Origin of the sequence: Bacterioplanes sanyensis, assembly GCF_002237535.1 — a bacterium.
Lineage (GTDB): Bacteria > Pseudomonadota > Gammaproteobacteria > Pseudomonadales > Oceanobacteraceae > Bacterioplanes > Bacterioplanes sanyensis_A.
On sequence record NZ_CP022530.1, the window covers coordinates 3,616,384 to 3,639,088 of the forward strand.

Consider the following 22,705-nt stretch of genomic DNA (forward strand, 5'->3'; position numbering starts at 1 on the left):
CTGACCAACTGCTCGACTTTACCTAACGGCAGTAACGCTGGATTTAACAACAATTTATCAGCGTCTGCGCGCTTGCGAGGCAAGCCTGGCTCGCTCTTAGAGCGAGTGCGAAGTGTGGTATCGACTACCAGAGAGCCGAAGAATAATGCCCGTGGCAATACCACCTTATTGCCTTTATCGTCGGCGATTTCCAGTGTCACAAAACCGCGATACGGTTCATCAAATTGGGGAATAGTCCAAAGCAGAGTCTCACCGCTTTTTAAAACAATATGTTCGTTGTCGACCCAGTTCACCTTCGCCTTTTCAGGCTGACCAACCGGGTAAGCCGTTACTTGCACTGACGGAGTAAAGCCATAGCCAATAATTTCAACACGCTCATTTTCCCCAGGCTGATCAACGCGCACGACGGCCGGCGATACATTGCTAATGCGCAAATCATCGGCATACACCAGGGTACCGACGATGGCATCTTCCACACCCCATTCATTGACGACTTTAACCGTCGCCGCACCCGCGTAATTGGCTGGCGTTTTCACCACCAATTTGTATAGACCATCATCACTGTTGATCAGCTCAAGGTTTAGAATCAGCGCTTCACGATCGGCGATAAACACCTGCTCAACGCCCTGGAAGAAGTGGCCGGTAATAGTGAGTTCTTCATTACCTTGGGTGCTGACTTTATTCGGTGACAGTGCCTGAATATCCGGCACCACAGCATTGGCATCGGTTAACGTATCGAAGCGGAACTCATAGGCTTGGCTCATGGCACCACCCGTGAGTGGCTCTAAGCCAGGTTCAATGCGCACAACATAGCTGCTGGCAGCCTCTAGAGAGACGCCCTGCTTTGGAGTCAAACGAATATGACGAGAGGTATCCAGCGCTTCACCGACCACGGTAACCAAATCGATACGGAACTGATCACTGATATTCTCACCTAGGCCTGACAACCCCTCCCAGACAGAAACGTATTCGGATAGCTCCTGATTCAACTTAATTGCGTGAGACACGCGGATATCAATGGCGCTCAGACCTAGCGCAACATTCTTCTCATTATGGAAAGGCGCATGGTTCAATATCGTAAGGCTATTTAACTCTAACTCACCAATGCCTTGCTTGCCCGATGCCACATACACTTCGTTATAAGATGCGGTAATACCACGTGCACCGATGTCGCCAAAGTCGGGAGATGAGTGAGTGACGGCGTTGCGTGTTTCAAAGTACTCGTACTGACGCTCTTGGGTAACATCAATCACTTCAACAACCGACTGTGCCGGTTTGTCTTCCTGATCAGAATAATTCACCGTAATGTAGGCCAAGCCGCCGACCACTTCGACATCATAAATGCCATCTAATACATAGTCTTCACGGCCATGGGTAGCGGCATAGCTGTAAACATGCTCTGGGTTTTGTGGATCGGATATATTCACCACTTCCAAATCTGCGGTGAGGCCATTGCCCGCCATGTTGGCCACGTACAAATAGTCGCCTTCAATATCCAGTCGATTGGCAATGCCGAAGGTATCGTACTCAGCTACTACAGGCAGTGACGGCTTACGAATATCAACAACCACAACACCCTGGTGCGATGCAGCAATGTAAGCATATTCACCATCAATAACGACATCGCGGGCATAACCGTCTGGCTTCACAAAGCCAATCCGGTAAGGCATGGATAAATCGTGAACGTTAAAGGCAATCACACCGCCATCGCCGTTGGCAACCAACGCCAGTTCATCTTCGACATCAAAGCCGTAGACTTGGGCGTGCGGCAGATCAATACGGCCTTTAAGCAAATACGGCAGGCCAAATTGGTTATCACCATTTTGACGATTAAAGATCAGCAGCTCGGCGTTAGCATAATCGTCAATGCGGCCAGTATTTGAATCTTTACTGATTTCACTGCTAAGGCCGTCACCTTGTACGAAGGCAGCGCTTGCACCAATGCCAGGGGTTGGATTTGCCTCAGGCTCGCCAAATAAACCCAGAGGATCACCGCCTCCAGCCGCTGGCGCAGCACTGTAGCCAGCATCAGGCTCGCCGGATTTTGCAGCATACACCACACCATCGTCGGCCAGAATTTCGGTAATGCTGCCACTGAAAACTTCGGCCGCGCCATTTAGATTCTCAGAGAAGGCATAAGTCACCCCCTCGCTTTGCTCGTCGAGATTGGCCAAACCCAACGTATATAAGCCAGTTTGCGATGCCTGCGGGGCATATGTGTTACCAATACCGGTTTCACTGTTGTAGGGGCTGGCAGTAGACCAAGCCGTCATCAGTGGACCATGGCGACCATGTTCAAAGAACTGGTCCACCGCGGTGTAATACACCTGATGGCCGAATCCGCGACTACTGATTTCTGACGCTGGCTGAATGAAATAGCGGCGACTAAACGCCATACCGACTTCATTGCTGGCATGCACCACCGTGGGGATCAAATCCGATGGCGTTTCTACCCAGGCTTCCGCACGCACGCGCTGAACGGCAGAGTCATCATGGCTAAAAATTGCGCCATTACTGTAGCTGCCGTTGTAGATGTAATAGTAATTTTCAGGCTCGCTGTGCTGCTCGCCAGAATCGAGCAGTGCATCGTTGTATGCCAGTTCGACTGTGTCGCTCGCCAGAATTTTCCAAGAGCCGTCCTCTAATCGAGCTTCACGGACAAACTTCATGTAGACGTGACGATCTACCGGGTTGCCAATATCTTCTACGGCAACGCGCAACTTAACAGGCTGATCGGCAGAGGCGATGGTAACGATATCACCGTCAACCGGGGCCAAGATGTAGGGTTTAGGCTGAACGGTGTCATCGACTTGCTTAATAAAGCGCGGTGCAGATTTACCCTCTAATCCCTCACGGTCATAGGCAATGGCCTGCAACACAGCACCGTCCGCCCCTTCCGGCAAGGTTATGTACACTTGGTATTTATTTTCGGCGGCGGATAAATCAGCGCTTTGTGTCATGTTCTGATAGGAGGTTTCAACGAAAATGTCGTTCATATAAAAATCGACACGTTCGATGGCATCTGCTCCTAAGTCGTCTGACACTTTAGCGACCATCTCAAGACTCTGGCCTTCAATAATGGCAGATTGGTCATTGAACGGCTTGATAATTTCAACCGTAGGCGGCGCATTGGGATTAACCACAAACTTCAGCTCGCCAGAAATATCGGACCACAGCCCAGAGGTGTCTTTAGCGCGAGCTCTAAAGGTCAGTTCTTTGCCGACGACGTCATTAATGCTGTAGTGGTATTGGAACGGCGCAGCATAGTCTTTATCGATCAGTTGTGCATCACCAGCAGCATCGAGCTTATACAACTCGATTTCGTCAATGCCATCACCGCCACCTTGGTCATCCTTGGCGACAGCACTGATAACAATTTGTCGGCCATGAGTAAGCCCGTCTTCTATGTTGCCGCTGCCTATTTTAAGCCCACGATGATCCAAGGCTAAGATTTCGCTGATCACTGGCGGTTGATTCTTCTTGATCAGCAGCTGCGTGCTCACGTCCGACTCATTGCCTGCACCATCGACGGCTGTCACTTTAAAAGTGGCGGATAACTCTTCTGGTGGATTTTCTAGATCAAGGTAATCGGCAATGGTTCGAATCGGGAAATAACCAAAATATGGCGGCGCTGTATTCAGTGCCGAAGCAACGACCTTGCCTTCCACCAGGATGTCGAAACGTACTTGTGCTACCTCGACGTTATCATCGACTTCCGCATCATAAGGTAAATCCTGCAGCTCAACGATTGCGTTGCTGTCACCCATGGTGGGTGAAATCAAGGTAATCACAGGCTCATCAATGTCTTTAATAACATTAACTAGGGTTTCATCAAGCGTACTCACTTGCTGCGGTGTTTTGCCGGCGTAATTAAGCTCGGTCACCGTGGCACTGAGTTTTACGGGAGTGCCTGCTTGTCCGTACGGCAGCTTAAACACAAATTCATACGGATACTTTCGGTCAACTTGGACAACATCACCCGTTATCAACCCATCAATGTTCAAAACCACCTGGTCAATGCCGATGTCGTCCGTCGCATTGACTTCGACCACAACATGCTGGCCTTCGGTATAAGGCTCGGCATCAGACAAAGGTGATGCAATGGCAATCACGGGCTTTTCGTCTTCTACAATTTTCAGTGACAAACGCTCAAAAACACGGTGATTGTCTAGATCACCGTATTTTTTGCCATAGGTATCCAGTGCTTCAACGACCAAGGTCAGTTTATTGTTCGCAGGGGTATCGTGATCAAACTCAGGCACATCAACCAAGTAGTTGTAAGGGCCACCGGTCAGTTTCATCTCAGAAATCAGAGTTTCCTCTTTTTCACCGTGATAAGCCCAGAGTCGGACATACGTCAGCCCAACGTCATCGAACGCATGCACGTTGACATACAGCTGGTCACCTTCAACGGCAAAAGCTCCTGGCAGCGGCTCAGCGATATCGACCACAGGGCGCTCATCCACTTGAATTGCGAAGCGTTCAACATGCTCACGCGTATTGCCGTTTGAATCGGTAACTTCAAACTTCACCCAATAGTCAAGGCGATGGGATTCGTTAAACTGCTCAAGCATACCTTGGCTATCTGCTGCATCGTATGCATCGCCCAGTGTTTCATCAATTGCCCTTAGAGCATCGGCAATGGTAGGTACGCTAACAATACGTTCATACTTGGGAGTATCGATGTTTTCAGTCGACGATGGATTGGCATCCCCACTTGGAATATTAGCGATATTGATCAGCACATCACCATATACAGGCTCGATATAGCTGCCATCCGGCTTGGCTACACCATAACCCTCTCGCATGACGATGTTCGATACGGCGACGTTATCATAAGCCGAGAAACGCACAGTAAAATCGGTACTCTCTACCGGCGAATAAGAGCGCTCAGGGCGCCACAATTTTACTTCTGGCCTGGTTTCATCCGGTGCAACGCTTAACGTAATCTCCTGTGAGCTACTCACGCCTTCAACATCGGTAACGGTTGCTCGAAGTTTTAGGTCCTCGGTGACGCGTGTAATGCCCTCTGGCATTTCAAACACATAGGTGTAGGTGCCAGCATTAGCGCTTTGATAACTAGCATAGCGCTGGGCAATAGCCTGAGTGTACTTGCTTTCCAAAGCATCATACATACGGCCAAAAGCTTCCTGTACTTCTGGGCTGCCATTATTGTACTTAACCGGCTCTTTCGATTGCCGTAACTGCTGGCCATCAATGTACAAAGCCAAGTGCTTTTCAGGGTCTAGGTCATCGTCATCGGTAAATGCCAACACCGCCAGCAAACGCTTGGCACCGGAAACAATGTACTGACCATCTTTGGGAGCAACAAACTGGACCTGTGGCTGAATGTTTTCCTTAGGGTGAACGATGAACTTGATACTATCTTGTTTGCCATTCACGTCTTCAACAACCGCTAAATATTCGGTAGAACGGTATTCATTGAAGCGCACCCCAACCTGTGGCTGATCACGCTTTTCCCAAAGTTCACCACAGCCCTTTTCGTATAAAATTTGATCGCTGACCGGTGTGCGTGAACCGTCTCGAGCCAGTTTGAACAATTGATAGGAATAAAGACCTACATCATCCGCCAACGAAAACTCTGTAGTGAAAACATCGCCATGCTTAACCCAAAACTCTGCGTAGTTAAGCCGAGTTTTATCGGTTAGTTCATCGTATGAATCGCTGAAGAGCTGCCATTCGATGGTGGGCTCTTTATCGTTCTCGGCAATCAAATCGATAGTATGACTGGTCGGATTGCCACTGCCGTCTAATACATCGAAAGAAAGCTGTTGCACCCCAGACACTAAATTCGCCGGATGTTCATACATTAACTGGCTGCTATTGTCGCCAAAGGCTAAGCGATGGCCTAGCAAACGCTCACCGTTGAGCGACAGCGATACATCTTCAATATTGTAAGACGAGTCTGTGATCGACAGCGGAAATTCCAGCCTTTCTTTAGGTAGAATCCGGCCGACAGATGACGAGACCTCTAACGAGGGCGATGCAACGTCTGCTATAAACTCCAGTGCCCCCAAGTCCAGCAGTGGTGCTTCGCTTCTCCGATGCGACTTTCGGTCCAATGCCAGAGCAAACACGTTCATCGACTCTATATCATCAACCAGGTGTTTCAGCACAAACTGGCGACCCGAAATAGCCTCAGAAACGTCGGCAGCCATACCCACATATAAAGCAGCCAGCCCCGTCGCTGAATTCTGATCTTCTATTTCAAATACGGTGTCGAATTTTTGCGCCGCATAATCACCATAAGCGGTAAATTCTTCGATTGCGCGTGGATAGGCTGCATAAGCGCGCGATTTATACTGAGTGATCTTTTTAACCGGGCTTTGTGAAGAATGAATCGCTAATTCAATACTGTGCGTGTCACTGCCGACATATTCCTCAATGACTTCTGCCAACTCAGACGCCAACACTGAGCCAGAATATACGGCTCCACATTGACTGAGTGACGTAATCTCCACATCGACAGTATCAGCATTCAAAGAAGCAGGTAACTGGCGAATGGGCCTCTGTACAGCATCACGAAAGAGTTTGAGCTCGCCATTTTTGAACACTAAGGTTGGGTTATCCGAAGCACCAAACACGAGCGAGTCACCCGAGTATTCATCGTATGCCAGTGCAACATGAACATTTTCATAGGACACCGATTGGCTATTTAACGTCCGATCCTTGCCCAGAACAACATCCCTAGAGTTGGTGGTAAAGCGCACTTGCGCATGCCTAACGCTATTAAAGCCAGTTAAATCTGAGCCTAATACGAGCGTTTCAACCAACTCTGAGCTGTCATCTAAAACAGAGACATGCGACATGCTCAGTGCGTTTTTAAGCAACGACTCAGGTTTACTTGAGTTCAACACCACAGAAGGACGAGCATCTTCAGTTACATGCAGCGTTGCACTGGCATAAGCAACATTGCCCGCGGTATCACTGGCCTTGACTCGCAGCCCAACTGAACTGCCTACATAGTTAGCAAAGAACTCTTCGTAGCCTATAGCGACGCTATGAAGCTTTAAACGAGTACCCTCTTCATCTGCATCAGCCTTGCCTTTGTTCGCTAGCAAGGTGAAGCCATCGTCTTCATTGCCGATTTCTAGAGACAAGTCTGCCATTGCCGTATCGTCTACGGCAGTGATAGAAGTGATAAGATCGCTAAACTGCAGCACCTTCTCAGGCTTTGGCTCCCAGGATATAACCGGAGCTTCTGTGTCTTTTAGGATCTCTAGATAATAGACATCGCTCTCGACGCGATTATCGCCATTATCAGCAACGGAGAAACGTAGCTCCAAAGTCTCTCCTTCATAGGCCACCAGCGCCTCACTGACCTTAAAGCTACCTTTAAACTGACGCTTATGCTGTTCAACATACAGCACTTCACCAAAGGTACCTGGATTAGGCACCTTGATTTGTTCAGTACTCGACGTTGACCCAATCACTGCCCAAGGCAGCAGTTGCTGCGAGCCATCTGGCAACGTCAATACCGCTTTGATGTTTGTCGCTTTGGTAAAGCCTTCCCAAATGATGGCGGGCACGTACTTGTCGTCCAAGGCGTTAACCACAATGGATGCACTACTGCCAGGACGCGCGGCAAGGTTTTTCTGGTCAGGCTTGATAACAGTGATAGACGGTGGCGTGTTATCGGCAATGACTTCAATGGCAATATCGGTTTTTGCCTCTTGGCCACGGTTGTCTATCGCATAACCTTTGACTGACACAGGGCCCTGTTTGGCACTGATGACTCGATAACTGCCATTGTAATACACACCGGCTTCAGCGCTGTCGACTTCCGATAACGCTTTGCGGAACAACTCCTGGCCATTGCGATAAACAATGTATCCGACTTCTTTAATCTGATAGTCGTCGTTGGCCACCAACGAGATAGGTACACGCTCACCCTCGTAGTAACGTCCACCTTGCGCTGGCAAACGCACAGACACACTGGGTTTTTCATCATCAACAATGCGATAGCGCCAGTTTGAAGTACGGCGATTATCATGAATATCGCGAACAGCCAGTTCTATTAACACATCGTCAACGCTGCAACCTGAGGCCGACTGACAGATGCGAGCTTTAAGGTCCGTGGAGATGGATTTTTTGTATAGGCGACCTTTCCCCTCATCAGGCATGGACCAAAATGTTTGTCCTTCCCAGCTTAAGGACGCCGATTCAATGCCAGTTTCATCCGAGATGCGCACCACAAGCGTATTTAAATCCTCCAGCAGCAACTCCGAGCCCTGCAGAGGCGACACAATCGACCCCTTCGGAGGGTCTGAGTCTTCGAGAATGGATATGGTTTTACTTTGGTGGCCAAACTGCCCATGTGACAGCTCATGTTGATCGTAAACCGTCACTTCAAGTCGCAGTTCAGCTGCTTGATTAGCGATATTAAAGTGGGACAGATCAAGGTTTAGTGTATGGGCCAGATTTGAATTAGGCACAAAATCTTGCTCAGCATACTGCGTGAGCGCTGTAATTTCTTGATCTCCAGCCAGCAGGCGATAGCGAATGGAATAAACAGCCACATCATCACTGGCGATTAATGAAACGCCGAGGGTTTCATTTGAATAGAGCTTAGAATCAAGAACCGTCAGCTCCTCAATTCTCGCACCTTGGTTTTTATCAACACGCACCACGACCGTGCTCTTAGAGGTATTATCGTTGCGATCACGGGCCTCAAAATGCACCGGATAACTGGCATACCCCAGAGTGTTACTGGCTTCCAACTTGGGGGTATCCAGCAACAAAATAGCCGAGTATTGATTTAATGAGTTTGGAATCGTCGTGAGATCTAAAGTCTCTTCATGGTCAACATCGGTCGTTAGACGGTAGCCTTGCTCTGTCTTTTTAAGCCCTCTCACCGTCAGCTTGCTAATACCAACGTTATCAGAACCTACAAGCTTGACCACTTGCGTCGAGTCTTCTGGCACGCGAGCAACTTTCTCTTCTCCTTCCAGCGTATTGATTTGAGGAGAAACCCAGTCGATAACTGGCGGAATATCATCGTGCCCTAACGTTACCTTAACGGTTTGGCTGTCACCGACTTGCCCTTTGTTGTCGTAGGCTTTTGCAGAGAACTCAAGCACCTGCTCATGGTCGATTGACTCTGGCGCGCTGTAGCTAACCATATAGGGCATCGCTTCTACACGCTCCAGCAACGAGCCATCTACATAAAACTCTACATAGCTAACGTCGATGTCATCCGCTGCCTTAGCTTGGAAGCGAACCGTTTCACCTTCAGTAATATATTGAGACGGTACGGGCGCAATCACTGAAACAGATGGCTTCTGATCTTCAATCACAACGACGGTACGGGTCACTGTTTTGGTAATGAGGCCATGGCGATCCGATGCTACAACCCGAAAATCAACTTCGTCACCAAGATCGTCCTCGGAGGTTTCATACTCAAATTTGAACGCCTCGCGATGCTCGTTAAAGCTGCCTTTGTATTTCTGGGGCAAGGTATAAGGCTTATTAACATCGAATAAGTCTTTGTCATCCGGAGCACGCACATAGCGCGAATCAACTTCGTCACCGTCAATCAATAAGCTGACACGGGTTCCCTGCAGCAAGGTATCATCGACAACGTACCCTGTTACATTGATTGTTGCTCCTGCCGGCACCTGAACATTATCCACGGGCGCCTCAAGCTTTGCCTCAGGCTCGCGATTCTCAACAATTCGAATCAGCCTAGAGTCATCTTTATACACAGCTCCGTTTTTCAGCTGCATTTCTGCTGCCAGCGCCAAAGACGTTTCTGAGACAGCGACTTCCTGGGCGGTTAACTGAGTCTGCCATACTTCATATACATGCTTTTCGAGCTTACCCTCATCGTTAGGGATCATTCGCACTTCTAGCATCGGGTAACGAATCAGACCGACTTCTTCGTCGTCCAAAAGTAACTTTATACTGCGAATAGAAGAGGATTCTGTACCGTCTAACTCTCCCTCTTTCCCTAGGTGATAAGCGGCTCGATACCAATAATCCGACTGCTCAACAACGGGTAGCTGCGAGCTAGGTGATTCAACAAAATGTCCTGGATGCTCACCTTCAGGGTCGGCATTGACTCTAACGGTAACGATTTCTGATTGTGTTTCTTGGCCTTTGCTATCCGTTGCCAAAGCATAAAACTGAAAACTCTGACCATCCATCGAGTCAGAAACATTCAGATTCAACTCAAACGGTGGGCGTTCTAAGGTCAAAAGTTTCGAGCCATCACGCCAAAAAGATACGGAATCGATGCCCACATCATCTTGGGTTTGCGCCATCAGAGATAAGTTTTCACCCACCTCAATACGACCACCACCGGTAACGGTTACTTTCGGTGGAGCATCTTCAACGACCAGCTCTAAAACTGATTCAACCCCAGGAATACGGGGTGAGGAGACAGTAATAGACAGAGGGTCGCTATCCAGCAATTCGACCTTCGAACCTACTCGTTTACCATCCCCCATCAGGAAACTTTGTGCTTCCTGTGGGTAGCTTAGATTTAAGGGAAAGCTCTTTTCCAGTACCCGGCTACTGCCATCATCATATTCAACGGCGATGACTGGGAGTTCATGCAAAGTGTTTAGACCACTCAACACCGGTCCTTCTGCCCAAACGAAGCGCTCGACGGTCTTAGACAGATCGACTTCTACCGGAACAGAAATAGATAAGCCATCCGTATGAGAGATGACAATATTGCCCGTCGTTGGCGTTTCTTCTTTTAGATAAAGTACACCTTGACCATCCACTCCGATGATGCCGTCATCAGATACGCTGTAAGATAGGCCACTGTCACTGCCAAGCAATACAACTTCACCGCGATACTTGAATAGTGCATTAGGCGTTAGCTGGATACGATCCAAGATACTGGTCAGGAAGAGTTTATCGACCGGGTAACTCAGACTTTGCAGCTCATCTTCGATGCTATCGCCGGTGTATCGGTACTCACTGATGGTCTGGCTGTTACCGGAAGCGTCAACGGCAACTGCGTTGATGATCAAAATACCATCACCGGCAAGAGTCGAAGCATCTAATTGGCGGTCAAATACAGCACTTACATTGACTTCGTTCGTCCCAGGCGCAGGAAAATGCCGCGAACTGTAGGACAAGAAAGGCGGAACCGCATCGCTGTTGACAACACCGCCATTATTACGAATATCGCTGGCCTTAACACCTGAAACGTCAACATCGAGATAGGCAATATCAGTGTCATCGTGCGCTTCAAACACTAGTCGGAGCGACTGCTGCCCTTCACTGCCGGACACAGATGAACCAAGCAATGCCAAGCTCGGCGCAACCGTCTCCACAGAATAGTTTTCTTGATAATAATCAGATTCACTGCCCCGATACACCTGAACACCAATCGAACCGCTGGACAAATGCGTCTCGATGCCTTTGACAACACAACCTCCACCATCGATGGAGTGAGTATTCTCTGCAGACACTTCAACATCATCAGAGTTGACTTCCAGACGGGTGAGATTTTCACAGTCCTTGGCTAGAAAACTAACAGACACCAGATCAGTGGGGGAGCGCAGCGGCGAATCCAAGCGCAGGTCGTACTGTGAAGCAATACTGGTCACGGCAACGGCACATAAAAATATACCGCAGGACAGTCCCTTGAACATGATGATCCCTTAAATTATCTGGCATTAGGCATTACAGGCGCGCGAAATATATCAGATTTCTCGAACCACCTACAGACATATGACAAGACTTGCTAGACACTTCACTAAAGCACTTTAATTTGCCAATCAGCCTCCTATCCACTCTCTCAAGGCTGCACACACAACAACCAACTGCCTGTTTTTTGCACAACCGCACAAGACATGGTTATATCTCTGAAAGGCGATTCGGCACGGACAGGAAAAGAGCAATGGTCAAGAAGAAAGGCAACAATCGTATCTTTGGCTGGTTGTTTCTGGCGGCGGGTGTGGGCGTATTTATCTTTACGGCCATTTTGCCACTAATAAAGTACTGGCAGTCGAGCGATTGGCAGCCCGTGAATGCCACGCTGACACGACTGGAGCTGCAATCTAACACCAGCGAGGACAGCACCACTTATAAAGTGGTGGCCAGTTACCATTTCCAAATAAATGGCCAGCAATATCGCAGCCATCAAGTGTCTTTGTTTGGCGGCTCGGACAATATTGGTAGCTACTGGTCTGACTTATATTCCCGTTTAAAGCGCCAGCGAGACAGCAACGCTGTCATTGCCTGGGTCAACCCGCAAGACCCGACACAGTCTCTGTTAGATCGCAGTCTGCGGCCCGGATTTATTATTATGGGCAGTGTTTTCCTGTTGGCATTTGGCGGTATTGGCCTGATGGTGGTGTATCGCGGCCAGAGCGTCAGCAATAGCGTAGCCGCCGGCAGCCTATCCAGTGAGCAGAAAGGCAAATATAAGGTGCTACTTGTACTGGGAACAGGGTTCACTGTGCTTGGCGTAGCTGCGGGCGTCAGCGCACTGCACTCCACCCAACATTGGCAGTGGGAACAGCTGCTGATTGCACTGTTTCCATTGGCAGGGATAGCAATGCTGGTGCAAGCAATACGCGCTCGACAACGCTTTTTAGCCATCGGCGTCACTCCCCTACTGCTCGACCCAGACCCAGCCTCCAGCGGCGGACATATCGCCGGAAGCTTTCAGCTCAGCAGTCCCACAGAAGGCCCGATTGCCATCAAACTGCAGTGCATCAATCGCTATACCACTGGTAGCGGTGACGATAGAAAGACCGAAGAACGCGTTGTCTGGGAGGAGCAGTCTATTTGCTGGCACGGCAATAACCAAACGCAGTGCTTTCTATTTTCTCCCAACAAAGCAGCACCCGCATCCGGTGCAGCAAGACGCGGCATCATACTATGGCGTTTAACCGCGACCGGCAGTGTGCGACCAAGCGGACAAGAGCAAGCAGAGGCCTTCGAGCGCAGCTGGCAAATACCGGTTAAAGACGGTATCGAGCACAGCAGTCTGACACCACCAGAGCGTCACACGCAGCACATCGCTGAGCACTTTGAAGCCGATGTCACGCAAGGCTTTGGTATCCGCCAGCAAGGACAAGAAACTTACTTTATTAGTGCGGCCGGTCGCCATATGGCATCTAACCTTGGTTTAATGGCCATCGGCGCTGTATTTTCCGTGGCCGGTGTATTCCTGTTTACCGAAGCATTGCAAGAAGGTGGCGCATTGTGGTTTATGAGTGTGTCATTTTTCGCTGCTGGCATGGCCGTGACCATGGCAGGGATTTGGACAGCAGGGCGCAAGCTAGAAACCTGGATCAGTCCAGGCAATATCCGCACGCAACGATCATTATTCGGAAAACCTCTGTACACGCATCAGCGGCAGAATATTCAACCAGACCAATTAAAAACGTCGGTCACGTCTTCTAGCCGCTCCGGCAGCCGCCATACAGAGTACTATCGAGTGCATACCAGTAATAACAATGATATTACCTTGGCAGAAGGCATCGACGGCAAGGCCGAGGCCGATGCACTGGTGGCGCAGATGCGTAAGGCTTTGACCGGCCATTTGGATGATGAACTGGGATAAATAGACTTTTATCTCAGCTATTAATTTCAGCCCTTTACGTCGGCTATTTGCTTCAGCGATCTGTCTCGGCCTTCTAACATAGCTCGCCAAGATGGCCTACAAAAACAGCTCTAGACAACAGCCCTTTACTTCAGCACTGAGATCAGTTATTGATCAAATCTCCCTAGAAGCTGTTTCATAACCTTCAGTCCGATATAATAATCAAAACTATCAGCTTCAACTCCTCCACCATGAAACGTTCAACCTCAGAACTGACCGACCAACAGTGGGCACACATTGAGCCTTGTTTACCCAGCCTGCCTCGTGGCAAAGGGGGTCCCAAACCTATCAGCAATCGAGCCTGTTTCGAGGGCATTTTATGGGTCTTACGTTCAGGTGCGCGCTGGCGTGATCTACCCGAGCGCTATCCTTCACCGAGTACCTGCTGGCGCCGCCTTCAGTACTGGGAAGAGCAAGGTGCATGGGTCAAAGCCTGGCGTAAGCTTCTTCGCGTTCTGGATCAACAGTCGCGGTTAAATTGGGAAGAATCGTTTTCTGATGGTAGTTTTGCACCCGCAAAAAAAGGGGCCTCGGTGTTGGAAAAACCAAGCGTGGTAAGGGGTCGAAGCGGATGATAGTCGTCGATGGCGAAGGCATTCCAATCGGGCTGACACTTGGCTCAGCGTCACCGGCGGAGGTCAATCTGATTGAGGCTTTGTTAAATGTTTCCTATGGCAAGAGCAAGGTGAAGCGTTTGATTTACGATAAAGCGGCAGACTCTGATCCTCTGCGAATGGCGTTAAAGAAACGGGGCGTTGATCTCATTTGTCCACATCGTCGAAACAGGAGAAAAGCGCCGCTGCAAGATGGTAGAAAGCTGAGAAGGTACGACCGTCGCTGGAAAGTAGAGCGCACTTTTGCTTGGCTTGGAAATTATCGGCGATTAGTGGTTCGATGGGAAAGAAAGCTCTCAATGTATCGAGCCTTCTTTCACGCCGCCTGCATGATGATCGTGCTAAAGAAGTTGTGAAACAGCTTCTAGGGCCTGTCAACACTATTTCGATCACGCTGCCATGAGCCGAAAATCCCTAAATCAAAGCGCGAAGAGTGGTGTTTAACGAGCCAAAAAACGGATGAACAACACAGTTTGATGGGCTTTCAGCCATACCACGAAGGGCTGGAGTTCTTTTTCCCTGGGTCGCGTTATTCGTTGCTTATTTAACCCGTTAAGCCACATGCCTCATGCCTCATTCCTTATTCAGGAAAAACTGACGTCCAGCAGCAAAGAGCTAAATAGTGTTAACAGGCCCTAACCGTAACTCACTGTTAGGGCAGTTCTTTTAACTGGCATTAAATCAGACGATTTGGCTGTTAACATCAGTCCGCAGTGACAGAGCTGCGTACAAATAGGCCCGGCTCATCGGTATGAAGGCTATCAACGGGCCAAGTCAAGGTACGTTGAAGCTCAGCATATAAACGCCTTGGCACCACTGCCATTTGCGGCCCGGTGCGGTAGTCTGGCTTCACCCGTTGATTCTGCCATCGCTGCCAAGCCTCACTGGCCTTTGGATAATTTGAATCGACAGCAGCGGCGAGAGCTAAGCGTAAGTTAGTCGGAAAGCCTTCTGTCGAGTGGGCGTAGCCGATCATCTGCCCAGGTTTTAGTGTTTCATTGGTATCGTCGATTTTTGCGTAGTCGCTGGCTTTCTCGGCAAATGCTCGCGTGGCGCAAGGCGTTTGCGACAAGTCAATTCCCGTCGTGTGCGCAAACACTTCAGCGAACGAACCATATAAGGTAGCCAAGCCTTGTTCAGAGCGTCGCATAAGCTTCACGCCATTTTGGACACTGGCCAGCATCCAGCAATACCCTGGGTCCATCATACGCTCAACACTAAACCGAGCACGCTTATCCAAGATTTCAGCGGCTTTGGCAAAACCCAAGTCACGTAAAAAGCCGATGGACCAAGTATGAAAGTCATCTTGCCATACTCCAGGTCCGTTGCCGTGGTGATACACCAAGGCGTATTCCCCCGTACGAACGCCGAATGTGTCTATTAACGGCCCGGGCTCATAACCCAATCGATTAATGACAGCAACACTGTCACGATCGGCTTCATTTTTCGCCACATACAGGTCGTAAAGGTATTGCAGATTATTATTAACCACCTGATTAAAGTACTGCTTATTGGCGTTATCATCTGGTGCGATATAGGCAATCTGTCCCAAGGATCGCAACACCCACGCCTCTTCGCGCACCTGGCGACGGCGCAATATTCCCTGCTCTTTGCGCCGATACCAAGGATTGGTGTAGAGCAAGTTAAAGCCAGCCCAGAATTGCAGTTCCTCTAGGTAAAAATAATCGCCCGTCAGCATATAAGGCAAATACGCTAATGATGGCTGATGGGCACCGTCGGGTTCATAAGGATTATTGCATGGCGAACAAGCCGGAAAGGCCTGCAGCTCGCCCGATGCAGGATCGGTCATATCGCCTGGTGTACCAAATAATCCGGCATAGGGTTTATCGTCAATGCGTACGATTTGATCGCTATTTTTCACGCGGTAGTGCACGGGCCAAGAACCAGCCTGAGTGGCGTTACCCAGCATTGCTATTTGGGCGCGTTTATCTTGGCTTAATAAATAACTGGCGGTCCAGCCGGGCAGCGGACCCAAATCAACCCGTCCGCCCCCTCCTCCCATAGGAGAGCGCATCGCACCTTTTTGCATCACACCGGCATGCTCTCGATACTGCGACAGATGCCGCTCAATCAATCCCGAGTCAACTTGAATGCCCGGTTCATACAAGGGAATCGCGCCAGTATTCATTAAATAGTTGGCATTAAAAACCACATGAATGACATCGTTACCATGCAGCAATAAGTCTTTCTTCCAACGCGCTTTATGATAGTGGGTCACATCGTCTTGCTGCCAGATCACATGGCCACCATGCTCAATGGCGACATCGTATTGGTAGTCTTGAGGCTGATTTTGATAGGCGTAGGTATTTTCCACCAGCACAGACACCTGAGATTTTTCGCGCTGTTGGCCATACAGCCGCACATAAAAGCGCGCATGCAGGTGCGCATGCTCGTTACCTGCGCCGTCTCGAAGCGGCGCCGTTAACAGAAATTCATTTGCCACCGAGCCTTGAAGCCAACGCTGGTTAAACTGCCCCTGTTCAATAGCATCAGCCAGACTGGTCTGATAATGCCTGCCGGACACATTTAGGCGTAGCGTTAGCCCCATGCCTTCTGCATCAATGTCGGTGGCTGTCGCCGCGGCTGGCACGTCACTCACGCGATACAGCTTAAACGTCTGTTGCGGTGCTGTTAGCGTTACCCGTGCTGACACAATGGCATGGCGGATCGAGCCGTCCTTATGGCGCGCTTTAGTATCGACCTGAGTGACTAACCAGGCTCCGTCTGGCGCCTGCAAGGCTACTGTCTGCCCTGACGGTATTTCTCCAGGCGCAAACACATGGCCGAAGGTGACATAATCTGATGCGGCTGCTTGCCCGGCGTGAGCGAAGCCTATTTCAGTAATTAGCCCATGCACCGTACCTGGTACGGCCGTATCCGCATATGGTGTATCGGTTTCTGGCGTATCCGTTTCTGGTGTATCCGTTTCTGGCGTATCCGTTTCTGGCGTATCCGTTTCTGGTGTATCCGTTTCTGGCGTATCCGTTTCTGGTGTATCTGTTTCTGGTGTATCTGTTTCTGGTGTATCTGTTTCTGGTGTATCCGTTTCTGGCGTATCCGTTTCTGGTGTATCCGTTTCTGGCGTGCCCGTTTCTGGTGTATCCGTGTCTGGTGTATCCGTGTCTGGCGTATCCGTTTCTGGCGTATCCGTTTCTGGCGTATCCGTTTCTGGTGTATCTGTTTCTGGTGTATCTGTTTCTGGTGTATCTGTTTCTGGTGTATCTGTTTCTGGTGTATCTGTTTCTGGTGTATCTGTTTCTGGTGTATTCGTTTCTGGTGTATCCGTTTCTGGGGATTCGGTCTCAGGCGTGATGGTATCGACTGCCGGTGCCGTCACCTCAGTCGAATCGTGTGAGCCGTCTCCTGTGCGATCGCCACTGTCTGTGCCCATGCACGCCGTTAACAAGCCAAACACCATCATTAGCGCGATATGATTTAACACACCCATATTCATAAAAACCCTATAAAAACTTTCCCTTTACCGCACCTAACAGCAACGAAAAAACCACTTCAATAAATGTATACATCGTAAGCAGATTAAAACTTGCTTGATTTGATTACTGTTATGCGATCAGTCCGAAAAATTACCGCACATCACGCACGAAACCATCTTTTACAGCGCGAACTACAACATCAGAACAGCACGATTTTTTCGCCCATTTACCCATCACTCACATCGCCGTAGCAGCACCATCAAAAACTGCCACATAACGTGGCAGCGATTGCTTTCGACATAGTTAGAGATCTAAAAGAACATGGTTCTCAAGAGCTATTCTTTTGTGAGCCCGACTGCAAACAATACTTACTCGTGCCTGAGTGATAGCTTCAGCGCTAACATCTCACAATCTGCCGCCAGCCGATATGGATCAGCAACAAGAGTGTGATCCATATCGACTCACCTTGGTGTGTTTTGTGATCCTGTTCAGGCTAAGCGGCTGTCCAACAGCAGCCAGATGGCCACCAGCAATAAACACGCGGCATAAAATGCGGACTGCCAACGCTGGTGCCCAGGATGTTGCGACCACTGCGAAATGATGTGACCGGCCTTGATCCACACCAAATGAATGGAGATATTGAGCACGGCCAACCAAACCACCAATACCCAGATGCCCAATGCTCCGAACTGCTCCAGCGCAGGCTCAGAAAACAGCGAGTACATCAACACCACCATTAGCCACCCCTTGCTGTTGAGCACCTGAATCACCACCCCGTCAACAAATCCAAGCGGTTTAGCTTGTGTATCTGCAACGCGCAGAGAAGAGCGCAGAAACGTCCACGCCAAGTAGATCAGATAAGCAGCCCCAAGCCACTGCATAACCTGCACGACATCAGGATAACGTTGCATCACCTGACCAAAGCCAAAGCCAACCAGAATGGATACAAGAATAAAGACGGTATCGACACCCGCTAACAGTGGCAGTGACCGACGCACTCCCATTTGCGCACCGCTGACAGCAAATACAATATTGGCCGGCCCTGGGCTAAATACCAGCGGAAACATGACGCCCAACCACAAGCTGAACAGACTCATTCGCACACCTCATTCGCTTAAACAAGGTCGCCAGCTTAAAAGGCAGGAAAAAACTTGGCTTGTACGATTGTGCACTGAGGCTGCTATGATGCAGCGGCATAACGTGCTGGTGGCACACCTAAAGTTTTTTTGAAGTTACGAGAAAAGTGGCTTTGATCGTAAAAACCGCAAGCCACAGCAATATCAGCACTGCTATACCCCTGCAGTAGCATGTGCCGGGCATGGCGTACTTTTAATGCCAATAAATATTGATGCGGTGCCATACCATATTGCTGCTTAAACTGGCGAATTAGCTGAAAACGACTTAACCCTGTCAACTGCTCTAACACCTCAGAGCCTATATTGTCACGCCAGTGTTGATGCAAATAATCACGCGCCAAAGACATGCTGGCAGTAACGCCAGCTGTGCCATCCGTCGTAGCGTAATGGCCGCCATAACGCTGAAACAAGGTCACCAAGGTGGTACACAACAGCGACTGCTGACTGAGCAATAAACTGCCGTATTGCCAAGCTTGATGCAGTTGTTGTAAACAAAGAAATAATTCGTCATCCTGAACAATGCTGTGCTGCAAGGTGGGCGAAAACTGAGGCAACTCTGGACCTAACCAGCGCTGCAATATCTCGGTATCGAAATAAAACATGCGATACGTCCAGCCCTGCTCGCTGCCAGCAAAGCCGGTATGCACTTCAGCGGCATTAATGGCTACGATATGCCGCTGTGGCACCAGCAGCTTTTGCCCCTGATAGTGCAAGCCCTCGGCGCCTTGTTCGATCACACCGATGGCCAACTCGTCGTGCCAATGTTTCGCAAATTCAAAGCGGGTAAATTTGGCCGCCAGCAATTCCACACCGCTCCACTGCTGTGGCCGCCACACCTGGGAATGTTCCATTACTGGGCCCTGCACAACACTGCAATACATGCCAGGACAGTAAAACATATCCACACAGTAAAATGCTGAAGCAGCCAGAGCTTATTCGACGACTTGTTCCATGGCCAACTCAAATAACCATTTAAATAGTCATTAAAATATTCGCTCAACGCCCTCACTAACACACACCACTCCCATCATTGACCGGCTAACCATCCCCCACAGGATGTTAGCCGGCGTGTGGCTCACACAATAGGAACAGAACTCTGCAATCGCAGCAGCACAGTCACTGAGAGCGCTTTATTTTTTGCGCACCTCAATGTCCATGGCGGTGTACCAGATACTGGTTTCTGACTCGAACCCCGAATCGGTGGCGACAATGGCCCAGGCAGAGCCGTCGTCGGTGCTGGTGAACTCAATCGGCGCATCGGTTTTGACCGTTTTCAGCTCGTAAGGTGACTGTGGGTTATCGCATTCCTGACTGTTGGCAAAATCCCCCAACAGTTTTACCCGCTTGCCGGGTACACTTTGATTGCCCTTGTCGATGTTCATTTGGTAGTAGCCAGCCCCCCCTATTTCCGCTTTGGGCTGCTGCTCCTCGATACCCGCTTTAATGTACACGCTTTCTCCGGGCGAGCCGCCTACCCCAAAGCAGCCGCTGGGCACATTGGTGGCAAAGGTCAATGTAATATCCGCTTCATAGGCTTGGTTCTTATCCAGCCCGGTTATTTGGCGCTCGGCAAACATAAACAAGTCATCGCTGCGATTGGTACCCTTGATATTTAACCCGCGCTGTTGCTGCAACGGCGCAGGCAATGGGCCAACCTCTGACGACAGCTTGTAGATGTCCTCTGCATCGCCAGGGTAATCTGCATAACCGACCGTCCACGGCGAGTTGGCGTCCGCAAAGGTCAGCTCAAACTTAACGCTATCGTCGACAACCACAGGTACCGGATCATCGTCACTGCTGCCACACGCAGCAACAAACAAAGACAAGGCAAAAATGGACGTTATTTTATTCATGGTTTTCCTCCGTGGTTGAATGGCGGTTAGCTAACCACTGACAACCGCGCAGGCCAACTACCCAAGTGTGGCCTTTACATCGTTTTTGCATCAGTGAGAATCCTATCAGCATCTCCAGCACAACTTACGGCCATGACATTCCGTATTTAGCACTGTGGCTGGATAAGGCAACGAAGCTTACTGATGCCTTATGAGGGCGCTTGTGCAGGCAATAGTGACGACTCTAGTGAATGGTGCTGACTGTAAGGGCAGCGCGACAAAACACTAGGCCATTGAGCTGACTAAACAGACAGACCTGATAATTTATTCTGAGCAGAGGGAACCCCCCAAACACGGCAGGGTCATACCACTGTATCCGTTCTGACTTCCTTCCTCTCTCCTAGAGCCAGAATTGGACACAGGATTTGGCGCCCAAAGGGCGCCTTTTTTTATGCCACCAGCTAACCAACGCGGCTTAACTTCCAGCCAGCAAGGCTTGAATATCGTCATCATCCGGCAAGGTCATGCTCGAGTTAGAGCTCACCACCTGGCCTTGGGTGTTGATCAGATACTTATAAAAATTCCATTTGGGCGCAGTATCCTGCTCCGCCACTTCTTTGAACAAGGGATGGGCTTCATCGCCTCTGACCGGCACTGTGGCCAGCATGGTGAAGGACACACCGAAGTTCTTGAAGCAAATTTCCGCCGCCTTTTCCTCGCTTTCAGCTTCCTGATTAAAGGAATCCGACGACACGCCCATCACCACCAGGCCTTCATCTTTATACTTCTGATGAATCGCCTCCAGATCACCAAACTGCTTGGTGAAGCCACAATGGCTGGCGGTATTCACCAGCAGCACCGGTTTGCCCGCTACCACATCGCACAAGTTCAGCACCTTTGAGCTGTGTAACTGTTTCATGTCGTGCTGAAAAATTTCCGGACACTGCCAAGCACCAGCCGTGGTATCGACATCCGCCCACACCGAATTGCCTGCCATTAACAGCAGGCCCGCGGTGGTCGCGCGTAAAAAAGACATCATGGAAAGCTCCGATAGCTATACAAAGTCTGTACATAGATACAAGAGAGCTGCAAAAGGTTCAAGCGCTTCGGTATCAGGGTGATAACTGCGCTTGCAGATGCTCAACCAGCAAGCGTACTTTGACCGACGCTCTTAGGCTGTTCGGATACAGCGCCCAAATGCCCTCTTCCTGTGGCTGATACGACTCCAGCACCGCACGCAGTTGGCCGCTATCGAGATAACGATCAACGTAATAGTCCGGTAGCTGCACGACCCCTAAGCCCTTCAACGCAGCGTCCAACAGCGCCGGGCCACTGTTCACTCGCAGCCGCGGCGAAATGGCCACCACTTGACCGTCGGCAAAGCGCCAATAGTCCAACGTACCCGCCAGGCAGTGATGTTGCTGCAATTGTTGCGCCGACTGTGGGCAGCCGAATGCAGCCAAATACTCGGGCGAAGCACAGACAATAAGCCGCCGACCGGCCAGGCGCTGGGCAATCAAACGACTGTCCTGCAACGGGCCAACCCGAATGGCCAGATCATACCCCTGCTCAGTCAAATCCAAGGCTTGATTGGTGAGCCAGTAGTGCAGCTGCAACTGCGGATAACGCGCCGCAAAGCTGTTCAGCAACGGCGCGATATGGCGCTCGCCGTAGCTCATCGGCGCCGTTACCCGCAGCCGCCCAACCGGTGTTGTTTGCCATTGCCCCAATGAGCGCTCAGCCTCTGCCAGAGCATCCAGCAGTGGCCGACATTGGCGCCAGTACTGCTCTCCAGATTCGGTCAAACTGACTTTGCGTGTAGTGCGATGCAGCAATACGCTGCCGAGTCGCTGCTCCAATGCCTGAATTTGTCGGCTAATATGTGCCGTCGACAACCCCAGCCACTGCGCCGCGCGCGTGAAGCTACCACGCTCGGCCACCGCCACAAATTCCCGCACACCACTCCAATCAGGCAATGGTGACGCATTAGCATTATTACCCACCTGTAATACTCATTTTATGTTTGCGCCCATTATCTGCTCTTGAGAAAAGATTACACTGATTCACGGTACTTCTT

9 protein-coding genes and 1 pseudogene (1 of these 10 cut by a window edge) are annotated in these 22,705 nt (G+C 50.0%); 3 read left to right on the forward strand and 7 right to left on the reverse strand.

Annotated elements, in window-relative coordinates; genetic code table 11:
* On the reverse strand, positions 1-11,630 hold the 5' portion of the coding sequence (locus tag CHH28_RS16460) for an Ig-like domain-containing protein (protein ID WP_094061343.1). It extends 4,300 nt beyond the left edge of the window; only the first 11,630 of its 15,930 coding nucleotides appear in the window; the start codon lies at positions 11,628-11,630; the stop codon falls past the left edge of the window.
* A 248-nt stretch (positions 11,631-11,878) separates the two neighbouring features.
* Between CHH28_RS16460 and CHH28_RS16465 the strand changes: the two genes are divergently transcribed.
* The 3 genes and pseudogenes from CHH28_RS16465 to CHH28_RS16475 form a co-directional block, all read left to right on the forward strand.
* The gene (locus tag CHH28_RS16465; protein ID WP_094061344.1) at positions 11,879-13,552 is read left to right on the forward strand and encodes a DUF3592 domain-containing protein; all 1,674 of its coding nucleotides are present in this window, start codon (positions 11,879-11,881) and stop codon (positions 13,550-13,552) included.
* Between the two features lie 230 nt (positions 13,553-13,782).
* Entirely contained in the window at positions 13,783-14,166 is a 384-nt protein-coding gene (locus tag CHH28_RS20680; protein WP_094058567.1) for a transposase, read from the forward strand.
* Positions 14,133-14,561, forward strand: a pseudogene (locus CHH28_RS16475) (IS5 family transposase); the annotation flags it as partial. The gene CHH28_RS20680 and the pseudogene CHH28_RS16475, both read left to right, overlap by 34 nt.
* A gap of 347 nt (positions 14,562-14,908) precedes the next feature.
* Here the strand turns inward: CHH28_RS16475 and CHH28_RS20075 are convergent.
* The 6 genes from CHH28_RS20075 to CHH28_RS16505 all read right to left on the reverse strand — a co-directional run bounded on the left by CHH28_RS20075 (position 14,909) and on the right by CHH28_RS16505 (position 22,631).
* A complete protein-coding gene (locus tag CHH28_RS20075) occupies positions 14,909-17,668 on the reverse strand; it encodes a hypothetical protein (RefSeq protein WP_199243930.1) in 2,760 nt (919 codons plus the stop codon).
* Positions 17,669-18,148: 480 nt separating this feature from the next.
* Entirely contained in the window at positions 18,149-18,757 is a 609-nt protein-coding gene (locus tag CHH28_RS16485) for a LysE family translocator (RefSeq protein ID WP_094061345.1), read from the reverse strand.
* An 83-nt stretch (positions 18,758-18,840) separates the two neighbouring features.
* The gene (locus CHH28_RS16490; protein WP_094061346.1) at positions 18,841-19,647 is read right to left on the reverse strand and encodes an AraC family transcriptional regulator; all 807 of its coding nucleotides are present in this window, start codon (positions 19,645-19,647) and stop codon (positions 18,841-18,843) included.
* A gap of 279 nt (positions 19,648-19,926) precedes the next feature.
* Positions 19,927-20,649, reverse strand: coding sequence for a hypothetical protein (locus CHH28_RS16495; RefSeq protein WP_094061347.1), 723 nt, complete (start codon positions 20,647-20,649; stop codon positions 19,927-19,929).
* A 454-nt stretch (positions 20,650-21,103) separates the two neighbouring features.
* On the reverse strand, positions 21,104-21,667 hold the full coding sequence (locus tag CHH28_RS16500) for a glutathione peroxidase (RefSeq protein ID WP_094061348.1): 564 nt from the start codon (positions 21,665-21,667) through the stop codon (positions 21,104-21,106).
* A gap of 73 nt (positions 21,668-21,740) precedes the next feature.
* On the reverse strand, positions 21,741-22,631 hold the full coding sequence (locus tag CHH28_RS16505; RefSeq protein ID WP_269843664.1) for a LysR family transcriptional regulator: 891 nt from the start codon (positions 22,629-22,631) through the stop codon (positions 21,741-21,743).
* Positions 22,632-22,705 lie beyond the last annotated feature (74 nt).